The 11346-nt window shown below is 75.6% G+C and carries 10 protein-coding genes; 5 read left to right on the forward strand and 5 right to left on the reverse strand.

Going from position 1 to position 11346, the window contains the following annotated elements:
* Positions 1 to 172 precede the first annotated feature (172 nt).
* From ACZ3J7_RS09565 to ACZ3J7_RS09575, 3 genes are all read left to right on the forward strand, one after another.
* Positions 173 to 3523 (forward strand): Ig-like domain-containing protein, encoded by a 3351-nt coding sequence (locus ACZ3J7_RS09565; RefSeq protein ID WP_465618543.1) that lies wholly within the window; start codon positions 173 to 175, stop codon positions 3521 to 3523.
* A 211-nt stretch (positions 3524 to 3734) separates the two neighbouring features.
* The gene (locus ACZ3J7_RS09570) at positions 3735 to 5072 is read left to right on the forward strand and encodes an SPFH domain-containing protein (RefSeq protein ID WP_465618544.1); all 1338 of its coding nucleotides are present in this window, start codon (positions 3735 to 3737) and stop codon (positions 5070 to 5072) included.
* Positions 5069 to 6034 carry a C40 family peptidase gene (locus ACZ3J7_RS09575; protein WP_465618546.1) on the forward strand — a complete coding sequence of 322 codons (966 nt, stop codon included), beginning with the start codon at positions 5069 to 5071 and terminating at the stop codon, positions 6032 to 6034. The genes ACZ3J7_RS09570 and ACZ3J7_RS09575 overlap by 4 nt, the downstream gene beginning before the upstream one ends.
* A gap of 77 nt (positions 6035 to 6111) precedes the next feature.
* Here the strand turns inward: ACZ3J7_RS09575 and ACZ3J7_RS09580 are convergent, their stop codons facing one another.
* Positions 6112 to 7068, reverse strand: a complete 957-nt coding sequence (locus tag ACZ3J7_RS09580) for an aldo/keto reductase (RefSeq protein WP_465618548.1) — start codon at positions 7066 to 7068, stop codon at positions 6112 to 6114.
* Between the two features lie 151 nt (positions 7069 to 7219).
* On the opposite strand from ACZ3J7_RS09580, the gene ACZ3J7_RS09585 reads away from it, so the two are divergent.
* Together ACZ3J7_RS09585 and ACZ3J7_RS09590 are read left to right on the forward strand one after the other, a co-directional pair.
* A complete protein-coding gene (locus tag ACZ3J7_RS09585) occupies positions 7220 to 7423 on the forward strand; it encodes a hypothetical protein (protein WP_465618550.1) in 204 nt (67 codons plus the stop codon).
* A gap of 106 nt (positions 7424 to 7529) precedes the next feature.
* Positions 7530 to 8378: a tyrosine-protein phosphatase gene (locus ACZ3J7_RS09590; RefSeq protein ID WP_465618552.1), complete on the forward strand. Its 849-nt coding sequence runs from the start codon at positions 7530 to 7532 to the stop codon at positions 8376 to 8378.
* A gap of 20 nt (positions 8379 to 8398) precedes the next feature.
* Here the strand turns inward: ACZ3J7_RS09590 and ACZ3J7_RS09595 are convergent, their stop codons facing one another.
* The 4 genes from ACZ3J7_RS09595 to ACZ3J7_RS09610 form a co-directional block, all read right to left on the reverse strand.
* Positions 8399 to 9250 carry an RNA polymerase sigma factor SigF gene (locus ACZ3J7_RS09595; RefSeq protein WP_465618743.1) on the reverse strand — a complete coding sequence of 284 codons (852 nt, stop codon included), beginning with the start codon at positions 9248 to 9250 and terminating at the stop codon, positions 8399 to 8401.
* A gap of 183 nt (positions 9251 to 9433) precedes the next feature.
* Positions 9434 to 10291 carry an RNA polymerase sigma factor SigF gene (locus ACZ3J7_RS09600; protein WP_465618554.1) on the reverse strand — a complete coding sequence of 286 codons (858 nt, stop codon included), beginning with the start codon at positions 10289 to 10291 and terminating at the stop codon, positions 9434 to 9436.
* A 203-nt stretch (positions 10292 to 10494) separates the two neighbouring features.
* Positions 10495 to 10788 (reverse strand): Dabb family protein, encoded by a 294-nt coding sequence (locus tag ACZ3J7_RS09605; protein ID WP_465618556.1) that lies wholly within the window; start codon positions 10786 to 10788, stop codon positions 10495 to 10497.
* A 76-nt stretch (positions 10789 to 10864) separates the two neighbouring features.
* Complete coding sequence (locus ACZ3J7_RS09610; protein ID WP_465618558.1) at positions 10865 to 11029, reverse strand: hypothetical protein; 165 nt, start codon at positions 11027 to 11029, stop codon at positions 10865 to 10867.
* Positions 11030 to 11346: the final 317 nt, after the last annotated feature.

Here is an 11346-nt window from a genome sequence, read left to right on the forward strand (position 1 = left end):
GATGCTGCTGACCGAGTGGCCACCAATCGGGTGGTGTAGGTGGAAATGACCAGGTGTCGCGGTATGACCGAAACCAGATCGTGATTCCCTTTTGTCGGATCGTCATGAGCATTCGGATGCACGGCGATCGGACCGCGATCGCGGCGGACGACGACACCGAGAGGAGTGCCGGATGTGCCGACAGTTCCCCCACCGGGCCCCGGCCCCCGACGCCCGCCCGGCCGACCGTGACCGGCCGCGTTCCGGAATCGGACGGCGCACCGCCGCCCTGCTCGCGGCCGGCCTGCTGGCCGGCCTCGGCGCCCCGCCGACGGCCGCCCAGCAGACCCCGGACGCCTGGTCCGCCGAGCGGCGCGCCGTGCTGCCCTCCGGCCTCGCGGTCCAGTTCGACTACGCGGCCGTCCCCGGGGTGAGCGTCGACACCGCCCCCGGGAAGCTCGCCGACCGTCCCGGCGGCAGCCCCTACACCGACGGCATCCGCCCCGGCGACCCGGCCGAGACCTTCCTGGCCGCCGAGCGCCGCCCGCGCGCCGACGGCTCCTGGCACACCCTCGGCACCCTCCAGCTCTCCTTCTCCCGCTCCGTCCGCAACCCCCGGCTGCACGTCAGCGGCCTGAGCGCGACGGCCACCTCGAAGGACGGCAGCACCGGCACCAGCACCCGGCTGACCGTCACCGGCGGCACCCCCGCCGCCCCCGCCCTGGTCGGCCGCACCGCCTGGCGCGGCTGGACGGTCGGCGCCGGCGAACTCGCCCCCGCCCCCGACGCCGGTCCGGACGGCTCGGCCGACGGCACCGGCACCCTCGAACTGGCCGGCACCGTCTCCACCGTGTCGCTGCGGGTCGAGCAGCGCTCCACCGCCCAGGGCGGCTCCGCCACCCCGCCCGCCCCGCTCCGCCAGGCGTACACCGTCACCCTCGACGAGGGCCTCGGCAGCGCGCCGCAGGCCTACGGGAACGTCTCGCACCTGGTCTCCGACCTGTTCCTCGGCCAGGACGCCGCCACCACCGCGACCCGCTCCCGGCCCGGCCTCGCCCAGGCCGTCGAGGAGCCGCTGCTGCCCGGCCCGCCGGCCGACCCGCCCGCGCCGCCGCCCGACGCGGGCCCGGTCGCCCCCAGCGTGGAGCTCGACGGCGGGCAGGGCCGCCGCAGCCCCTGGGCCAGCCCGCCCCCGCCGCTACTGCAACCCGGCCGCGCCGAGTACCAGGGCGCCGACCCGACGCTGGCCTTCCCCACCGAGACCGCCGTCGGCCGCTACTACCACCTGGACGTGCCGGTCGACGCGGGCGGCGCCCCCGCCGTCCTGGCCGGCTGGATCGACTTCGACCACAACGGCCGCTTCGACCCGCTGGAGCGGGTGCAGACCGACGTCCCCGCCGGGGCGGACCGCACCGCCCTGGAGTGGCAGGTCCCGGCCGGGGCCACCGGCGGCGACACCTGGGTCCGGCTGCGGCTGGCCCGCAACGGCGCCCAACTGGTCGCCCCCGGCGGCTTCGCCGACTCCGGCCAGGTCGTCGACCAGAAGGTCGGCATCGCGATCGGCGCCGCCAAGCCCCAGGTCGCCCTCCCGCTCCCCGGCGCCACCACCCGGGACCCCCGCCCCGAGTTCCGCGGCGACGGCGCGGTCGCCGGGGCGAGCATCGCCGTCCAGGAGAACGGCACCACCCTGTGCACCGCCAAGGCCGGCACCGACGGCTCGTGGAGCTGCCGCCCCGACCGCCCGCTCGCCGAGGGCACCCACGCCCTCGCCCCGGTCGAGACCACCCGCAGCGGCATGGTGCTGCACGGCGACGAGTTCCGGCTGACCGTCCGCACCACCCCGCCCACCGCTCCCGTCCTCACCCTGCCCGCCTACACCAACGACCCCGGCCTGCTGCTCACCGGCCTCGGCGAACCCGGCTCCACCGTCACCGTCACCGCGGACGCCGACGGCCGGGGCGGCGGCGAACTCTGCTCCACCGCGGTCGCCGCCGACGGCACCTGGTCCTGCCTCCCGGTCGAGAACCTCGCCGACGGCCCCCACCAGCTCACCCCGCACGCCGTCGACGGCGCCGGCAACCGCTCCGACGGCAAGGCGGCCACCCTCACCGTCGACACCGCCGCCCCCGACCGCCCCCGCCTCACCTCCCCCGGCAGCGGCGACCTCCTGCACACCGCCCGCCCCAAGCTCACCGGCCGCGCCGAACCCGGCACCACCGTCACCGTCACCGCCACCACCGGCCACGGCGACGAACGCACCACCGTCTGCAGCGCCGTCACCACCCCCGACGGCACCTGGTCCTGCACCCCCGCCCGCGACCTCGCCCCCGGCGACCTCACCCTCCTCCCCACCGCGACCGACCCGGCGGGCAACGGCACCCCGGGCGACCCGGTGCAGATCCGCGTCGCCGCGACGACGGGCGGAGCCGGCAGCGCGAGCCCGAGCCCGAGCGTGAGCGTCGTTCCGAGCGCGAGCCCGAGCGTGAGCCCGAGTGCGAGCCCGAGCCCGAGTGCATCGGCCTCGCCGACCGCGGTGGTGTCGGACGCGCCGTCGAGCGCGTCGCCGTCCCCGTCGGCCTCGGCGGTGCCGGACGTGACGGTGCCGGTGCTGCCGATCGTGGTGCCGCCGACGGACGAACCGGACGGTCCGACTGCCGCCCCGTCGCCCACGCCGTCCGGGTCCGCGTCCCCGTCCCCGTCCGCGAGCGCGTCGCCGTCGGTCTCCGCCTCGTCGAGCGCGTCCGCGTCCCCATCGCCCTCTCCGTCGGACGTGACGGTCGGGCCCGTGCCGCCGGTGCCGGTGCCGCCGGACGTGCTGCCGATCGTGGTGCCGGTGGCGGACGAGCCGGGGAGCCCCGCGCTGTCGGCCTCCGCCTCGCCGAGTGCGTCTGCCTCCACCTCCCCGTCCGCGTTCCCGTCGTCCTCTCCGTCGGACGAGGCGGCCGGGCCCGTGCTGACGGTGCCGGTGCCGGTGCCGCCGGACGTGCTGCCGGTCGTGGTGCCGGTGGTGGAGCAGCCGTCCGCTCCAGAGAGTCCGGCGGTGCCGCCGGTGGTCGAGCCGATGGACGGTCGGGTCGCTCCGGTGCCCGCGCCTCCCGGGGTGTCGGACCGGCCGGTCGAGTCCGCGACGGTGCGGCCGACGGCCTCGAAGACGCCGCCGCCTCCGATCGGCACGCCGTCCGCGGTGGTGCCGAGCGCGACTCGGAAGGCCTCGCCCGCCGCGACGGTCCTGTCCGCCGCGCCGTCGCCCGCTCAGGCGCCGTCCTCGTCGCCGACCGCCACCCCCGCCGTCGCGGAGCCCGGGTCGGAGTCGGAGCCGGAGCCGGAGCTGGAGGACGGCGCCGAGGCGGCGGACGCTCCGAGCGGGGCGGTGTCGCCGTCGCGGGTGGTGGTCGCCCCGCCGCCGGACGCGGTGGCGGCGGCGCACCGGGCCGCGGCCACCGGGTGGCGCGGGCTGGCCTGCGGGGCGCTGCTGATCGCGGCGGCCGTGGGGCTGCTGACCCGGCGGGTGTTCGGCCGGGGGAGTGGTACCCGGCGCCGCTGACGGCCCGTTCGGTCCGGTTCCCGTCTCCGTTCGGCCCGCTCGTTCCCGCAGTTCAGGGCGGGCGGGCCGACTCGCTCCCGCATATCCGACAAACCGACACACCGCTTGGTAAATGTCGCATTTGAGTACTTATCAACCTAGCCTGAGTCTGGCACTGCCCGTCAGATCCGGGCCGCCCGGTGCGCGACACTCTGACCCCTAGGACACGTGCATGGACGTCACCCGCGACCCTTCGCCGCGACCCCACTCCTGGCCCCCCGCCGCACCCGAGCCCCCGGTCGGTGCGACCCAACTCACCAAGGCGGTCGCCAAGGCGGTGACCAAGCCGCTGATCACGGTCTCCCCGTCCGCCGAGGACGCCCTCGACCGGGGCCCGGCCACCCAGCCGCTGCCCGTGGTCGGTGCGGACGAGCCGTCCGCGCTCCCGCCCGCGCCCCGCGCCATCCCCGAGCCGGTGGCCGTCGAGCCGCCCGCCGCCGTACCCGCCGCCTCCGGCGGGTTGCGCCGGCTCAGCGCGGCCACCGCGCAGCGGTCGGCGGCGCACCCGACGGTGGCGGAGGCCGCGACGCACCGCCGGCCGCCGCGCGCGGACCAGTCGCTGCGCGAGGGGCGGGCGTTTACGCTGCCGGGCTGGCTGCCGCTGCTGGTGCTGCTGGCCGGGACGGCCGGGGTGCTGCTGGTGCTGGCCCGGGCCGGGGCGCTCCCGGAGCTGTCGGGGGTGCCCGACCTGCGCGGCCCGGCCGCGCGGGCCTCCGGGGAGGCCGAGGTCGGCGACGGGACGCTCGCCGCGGTGAGCGCGATCGGGCTGGCGATGCTGGCCGCGCTCGGCGGCCTGCTCTCCAACCCGGGCGGCGAGACCCGGGTGCTGACCCGCTGGGGCCGCTACCGCGGCACCGTGCGCCGCACCGGCCTGCTCTGGGTGAACCCGCTGCTGCGCCGCCGCCGGGTGGACGTCCGGCTGCGGCACTGGCGCAGCGAGCCGGTGCACGTCACCGACCGGGCGGGGACGCCGCTGGTGGTGCGGCTGCTGATCGTGTGGCGGGTCAAGGACACCGCGCGGGTGACGCTGGGCATCGCCGATCACGAAACGTATCTGCGCGAGCAGGTGCAGGCCGTCCTCACCCGAACCGCCTCCCTCCTGCCGTGCGACTCGAACTCCGCGCCGGGTCCCGCGCTGCGCGACGGCCAGTGGTTCGCCGACGAGCTGACCCGGGCGCTGGCCGCCGAGACCGCCCCGGCCGGCGTCGAGGTGTACTCGGTGCAGCCGCTGGCCCTGGACTACGCGCCGGAGGTCGCCGAGTCGATGCGCCGCCGCCGGCTCGCCGACCTGGACGCCGGGCTGCGGACCGTCCTGGTGGACGACGCGGTGGAGGCCGCGGCCCTCGCGGTGCGGCGCCTGGAGCGCGCCACCGCCCACGAGTTGGACGACAGCGCGCGCAGCGCCCTGATGGAGCAGCTGCTGGTCGCGTTCGTCGCCCCGGCCGGGGTCACCGCTCCGGTGCCCGCCCCGGCCGCCCGCCCGAACCGCAAGGAAGGGAAACCCGCGTGACGACCGCGCTCGCCTCGATATCCACCGACCCCGCCGACCTCCCGGACTTCTCCGGCGCCCCCCTGCTGGGCTTCGCCGAATCCGACGGTGCGTCAGCCTGCCGGTGCGCCGCGTGCGCCCGGCCGGCGGCCCGCACCGGCGGGTCCGCCGCGGCCGAGCGGACGGGCCGAATACACCGCGCCGTTCGCTCGACCTGCCTGGCCACCACGGTGCTGGCGGGTGCCGGGGCGGTCGGCCTCGGCCTCGGCGCGACCACCGCGCAGGCGCTGCCCGCGCCGTCCGGTCCCGGCTGGGACGGCAGGGTCTACTGGTTCAAGAACGCGGCCGGCGAGTGGCGCTACACCAAGTGGTACGACGTCTACCTCGACCGCACCGGCGGCGGGAGCGCCGCGAAGCCGCAGTCCCGGCCGGCCGAGCCCGCCCCCGCGCAGTCCTCCGGCGGGATCCGGCAGGGCTGGGACGGCAAGGTCTACTGGTTCAGGAACGCGGCCGGCGAGTGGCGCTACACCAGCCACCACGACGTCTACGTCGACCGGACCGGCGACCGAGGCGGCGCCCGGCAGCCCGGCCAGGCCACCCAGTCCGGCCAGTCCGCCCCGGCCGGGGTAGAGGCGGCGGTGTCGTACGCGCTTGCGCAGGTCGGCAAGCCGTACGTGTGGGGCGGCAACGGGCCGGACGGGTTCGACTGCTCGGGCCTGGTCCAGCAGGCGTTCCGCCGGGCCGGGGTGGCCACCCCGCGGGTCGCCGACGACCAGTACCGGGCCGCCACCCCGATCGGCTCCGGGCAGCTGCAGCGCGGCGACCTGGTGTTCTGGTCCGGCAACGGCCGGGTCTCGGGCATCCACCACGTGGCCATCTACCTCGGCGACGGGACGTACGTGGAGGCCCCGCGTCCCGGCAAGGACGTCCGGGTCTCCCGCCTCAACAGCGGGTACTACCCGGACTTCTTCGGCCGCCCCTGACCCCGGCGGCGGCCGGACCCGACGACGGCGCCCCTCCCACAGCGTGGTGGGAGGGGCGCCGTTCCGCGCGCGGCGGGTCAGTCGGAGGCGGCGGTGAGCAGCTTCAGCTCGGCCTCGGTCAGCCGGAGCGCGGCGGCGGCCAGCAGCGGGGGCAGCTGCTCGGGGGTGCGGGCGCTGGCCAGCGGCGCCGCGACGGTGGGCCGGGCGGCCAGCCAGGCCAGCGCAACGGTGGCGGGCTCGGTGCCGTGCGCGGCGGCCACCTCGTCCAGCGCGGCGAGCACCCGCAGGCCGCGCGGGTCGTCCAGGTGGGCGCCGGCGCCCTGGGCCCGGGCCGAGTCGACGGCGGTGCCCGGGCGGTACTTGCCGGTCAGGAAGCCGGAGGCGAGCGCGTAGTACGGGACGGCGGACAGGCCGTGCGCGGCGACCACCCCGGCCAGCGGGCCCTCGTAGGTGGCGCGGGAGACCAGGTTGTAGTGCGGCTGCACCGCCACGTACTTCGCCAGGCCCTCGCGCTCGGCGAACTCCAGCGAGGCGGCCAGCCGCTCCGGGCCGATGTTGGACGCGGCGACCTCGCGCACCTTGCCCGCGCGGACCAGCCCGTCCAGCGCGGTGACGATCTCCTCGACCGGGACGTCCGGGTCGTCCCGGTGGGTGTAGAACAGGTCGATCCGCTCCACGCCGAGCCGGCGCAGCGAGTCCTCGGCGCCCCGCCGGATGGTCTCCGGGCGCAGGTTGTCCAGCCCGGCGAGCATGCCGACCTTGGTGGCGACGACGATCCGCTCGCGGTTGCCCCGGCTGCGCAGCCAGTCGCCGATGACGGTCTCGGACTCGCCGCCGGAGTTGCCCGGCGCCCAGGCCGAGTACACGTCCGCGGTGTCGAGGAAGTTGCCGCCGGCGGCGTCGTACGCGTCGAGGACGGCGAAGGACCGCTCGGCGTCGGCCGTCCAGCCGAAGACGTTGCCGCCGAGCGCCAGCGGCGAGACGGCGAGGTCGGAGGGGCCGAGGGTCACCCGGGGGGCGTCACTGTTGGTCATGACCGGTGGCAACCCGTTCGGGTCCGGCTTGATTCCGCCGGGCCGTCCGGCCGTGCCCCGGCGGGCCGGGGTGAGGGGTCCGTGCAGACCCGGTCCGGGGGCGGGGTCCTGGGTGTCGGCGGGCCGTCCGGGGCGGCTAGAGTCCCGTTCCATGGCTGACAACGACTACGACCCCGCCGGCTCCACCCAGATGTTCCGGGCGTTCGTCGACGAGGCCCCGGCCGCGCAGGCCCCGGGCACCGTCACCACCTACGGCAGCAGCAGTTCCTCGTCGAACCGCACCCCGATGATCGTGGTCGGGGCCATCGTGGCCCTGGCGGTCGTCGTCGGCGTGATCTGGCTGGCCGTCAAGTAGCACCCGGGCCCGTCCGCACGGGACCGGCCGGAGGCACTCCGGGCGGTCCCGCGGACCGGCGTGCCTAGACTGACCGGGTCCCACCGCACCAGCGCAGGAGGAACCCGTGACCGCGCCGTCCGCCGAGATCGCCAGGAGCCTCGGCCTGGCCGCCGCCGTCAACGCCCGTGACCTCGGCGGCTACCGCACCGCGGACGGCCGCACCGTGCGCGGCGGCGTGCTGCTGCGCACCGAGGCGCTCAGCCGGCTCGGCGCGGACGACCTGGCGCTGCTCGGCGCGATCGGGCTGCGCCACGTCGTGGACCTGCGCAGCCTCGACGAGGTCCGCCACCTGGGCGCCGACCGCGTCCCCGGCCTGCCCGAGGCCGTGCTGCCGGCGGACGCCGCCGAGGCGCTCAGCGTCGCGGCCGAGGGCGGGCTCGGGCCCGACCTGCACCACCTGCCGGTGTTCTCCGCCGACTTCGACCTGTACGTGGAGCTGCGGCGGGCGCTGGGCAGCGGCGACCCGGCGGCGATGCGCGCCGTCCTCGGGGGCGGGCGGGGCGAGGCGATGATGACCTCGATGTACCGCTGGTTCGTCACCGACGAGGCGGCCCGCTCCCGCTTCGCCGCCGTGCTGCGGCTGGTCGCCGGGGCGGACGGCGCGCCGGTGCTGTTCCACTGCACCGCCGGCAAGGACCGCACCGGCTGGACGGCCGCGCTGCTGCTCACCGCCCTCGGCGTCGACCGGGCGGACGTCCGCGCGGACTACCTGCTCACCAACGAGCGGTCGGCGGCGCTGATCGCCGCCGTCGACCCGCTGCTGCGGCCGCTGGCCCGCGCGGAGGAGTCCTACCTGGACGCGGCCTTCGAGGAGGTCGCCCGCGGCTGGTCGGGCTTCGAGCACTTCTGGCAGGACGGGCTGGGGCTCACCGAGCAGGAGCTGGAGCGGATCCGGCGGTCCTGCACGGTGTAGCGCCCGGTGCCCCACGGGCCCTACTCGGCGGTGAGGCCCTCGCGGAGGTGGGCCAGGGTCTTGGTGAGGAGGCGGGAGACGTGCATCTGGGAGATGCCGATCTCCTCGCCGATCTGGGACTGGGTCAGGTTGCCGAAGAAGCGCAGCATGATGATCCGGCGCTCGCGAGGCGGGAGCTTGGCGAGCAGCGGCTTGAGGGACTCGCGGTACTCGACGCCTTCGAGGGCGAGGTCCTCGTAGCCGAGGCGGTCGGCGAGCGGGCCGTCGCCGCCGTCGTCCTCGGCGGGGCTGGAGTCGAGGGAGCTGGCGGTGTAGGCGTTGCCGACGGCGAGGCCCTCCACCACGTCGTCCTCGGAGACGCCGAGGTAGACGGCGAGTTCGGGGACGGTGGGGGAGCGGTCGAGGCGCTGGGAGAGCTCGTCGCCGGCCTTGGTGAGGGCGAGGCGGAGCTCCTGGAGGCGGCGCGGGACGCGGACGGACCAGCTGGTGTCGCGGAAGAAGCGCTTGATCTCGCCGACCACGGTGGGCATGGCGAAGGTGGGGAACTCGACGCCGCGGTCGGGGTCGAAGCGGTCGATGGCCTTGATCAGGCCGATGGTGCCGACCTGGACGATGTCCTCCATCGGCTCGTTGCGGCTGCGGAAGCGCGCGGACGCGTACCGGACCAGCGGCAGGTTGAGCTCGATCAGGGTGTCCCGGACGTAGGTGTGCTCCGTGCTGCCGGTCTCCAGGCCGGCCAGGCGGCGGAACAGCGCGCGGGACAGCGTGCGGGTGTCGAGGGCCCGGTCGGGGGCCTCGGCGGGACCGGCCTGGGCCGGGAGCGATACGACGACGGCTTCGGTCCCGGTCTCGGCCCCGGATTCGGCTTCGATGACCGCACTGCCCGGTTCTGTGAACACGCGCCCACCCCACTCGTGACTGTCTGTCGAACGGTCGCCACCGCGCAGTGGTTCCCGGCTGACGGGTCTGACTCCTCCATACCGGCCCACCGGCCCCGGCAAACCCGAACGTCGCGACTCGTCACCCGGCGGTGACGCGGGGCAACAGGAGGTGACTCACTCCTCCCAGGAGTTCCCGCTGCGCAGCCGGGACAGGATCCGGGACAGCAGCCGGGAGACGTGCATCTGGGACATGCCGAGTTCGGTGGAGATCTGCGACTGGGTCAGGTTGGCGAAGAACCGCAGCATGATGATCCGGCGCTCGCGCTCGGGGAGTTGGACCAGCAGGTGGCGGACCATGTCGCGGTGCTCGACGTCGGTGAGGGCGGAGTCCTCGTAGCCGAGCCGGTCGAGCAGGGCGAGGCCGCCCTCGTGCTCCTGGGCGGCCTCCAGGGAGGCGGCGTTGTAGGCGCGGCCGGCGTCCAGGCAGGCCCGGACGTCCTCCTCGGGGATGCGCAGGTTGGCGGCGATCTCGGGGACCTTGGGGACCCGTCCGTGGGTGACCGTCAGCTCCTCCATGGCGCCGCTGACCTGGACCCAGAGCTCCTGGAGCCGGCGCGGGACGTGCATGGTGCGGACGTTGTCGCGGAAGTAGCGCTTGATCTCGCCGAGGATGGTGGGCAGCGCGTAGGTGGGGAACTGGACGCCGCGCTCGGGGTCGAAGCGGTCGATGGCGTTGATCAGGCCGATGGTGCCGACCTGGACGATGTCCTCCATCGGTTCGCTGCGGCTGCGGAAGCGGGTGGCGGCGTAGCGGACCAGCGGGATGTTGATCTCGATCAGGGCGGAGCGGACCCGGGCGCGTTCGGGGGTGCCGGGCGGGAGCTCGGAGAGCCGCTCGAACAGGACCCTGGTGAGCGTCCGGACGTCCACCGTGCCGCGCCCGCCGGGGCGGCGGGCGGCCAGCTCGACAGGGTCCGGCAGGTCCTCGATCCGGTCCTCCGGCACACTGTCCTGCTGCGTCCGCACGGACACGTCACCCCTCCCTTGTGAACCACCTCGCCAATTTCCGGCAAAACCGGTCATAGCATCACAAGTCGCTCTGTAGGCGGGCAAGTACCCGACGGAGGCGTGTTGACGGACCGTCCAGCATTCGGCGGAGTGTGCTACGGCTCCCGTCCTCCGGTGGAGGGCGGGAGCCGCCGGGTCGTGCGTGTACGAGGGGTGGCGGGGGAGGGTCAGACCTCCAGGTCGGCGATCACCCAGGTGGCGAACTCGCGCCACTGCGCGGCGGCGGCCTGATGGGCCGGGTGGCCGAGGTAGGCGGCCAGTGCCTCGCGGTCCTCGACCAGGCTGTTGATCGCGAAGTCCTGGGCGATGTCGCGCTCGGCGAAGTTCCAGCCGCACTCCCACTCGCGCAGCTCGGGGACCAGCGCGCCGAGCCCGGCGAACGCCTCGGCGCCCGCGACGGCCCGCGGATCCTCCTTGGTGACGCCCTCGTTGAGCTTGAACAGGACCAGGTGCCGGATCACGATGCCGCTCCTCGCGGGTGGGGGAGGGCGCGCCCGGTCGGGGCGGCGCCCCGGAAGGACGAACCCCGCAACCGTACTAGCGCACCAGTCCGGTCATGAACGAGCCGACCGCCCTCGCGGCGTCCGAGATGCCGACGAAACCGGACTTCACCAGGTCCGCCGAGCGCTCGGGCGAGGTGATGATCGTGTAGATGACGAAGACGACCAGGATCCACATGGCCACCTTCTTCGCCTGAGTCATCGAACGGTCCTGCCTCCCTGGGGCGGGCCGCCGTCCACGCCCCGGTCGGCCCTGTCACCCGGCAGCTTATCCACCGGACGGCGCAACCCGTGAGGGGTGCGTTCACCCGCTGGGACGAAGGTCCCGCGCGGACGGGGCTTTCTCCGGATGTCCCCACCCCCGGCGCCCGGCAGGATGGTTGATGTACCGAGGATCTGGCAGGAATCCCCGGTACGGCGATCCGGAGGTCCCCGCTGTGGGACCGGGCGCCGCGGCTTCCCCCCGACGCGGCACCGGTTGTGGGACCTCCGCCTCGGGGCAGCAGCTCGTCCCCCCCC

This window comes from Kitasatospora sp. NPDC015121, from assembly GCF_055562955.1.

What these genes read in the sequence shown, in the direction of transcription:
- ACZ3J7_RS09585 (WP_465618550.1), top strand. Translation starts at nt 7,220, where the DNA reads ATGGCTGACAACGACTACGACCCCGCCGGCTCCACCCAGATGTTCCGG.
- ACZ3J7_RS09580 (WP_465618548.1), bottom strand. Translation starts at nt 7,068, where the DNA reads ATGACCAACAGTGACGCCCCCCGGGTGACCCTCGGCCCCTCCGACCTC.
- ACZ3J7_RS09610 (WP_465618558.1), bottom strand. Translation starts at nt 11,029, where the DNA reads ATGACTCAGGCGAAGAAGGTGGCCATGTGGATCCTGGTCGTCTTCGTC.
- ACZ3J7_RS09570 (WP_465618544.1), top strand. Translation starts at nt 3,735, where the DNA reads ATGGACGTCACCCGCGACCCTTCGCCGCGACCCCACTCCTGGCCCCCC.
- ACZ3J7_RS09565 (WP_465618543.1), top strand. Translation starts at nt 173, where the DNA reads ATGTGCCGACAGTTCCCCCACCGGGCCCCGGCCCCCGACGCCCGCCCG.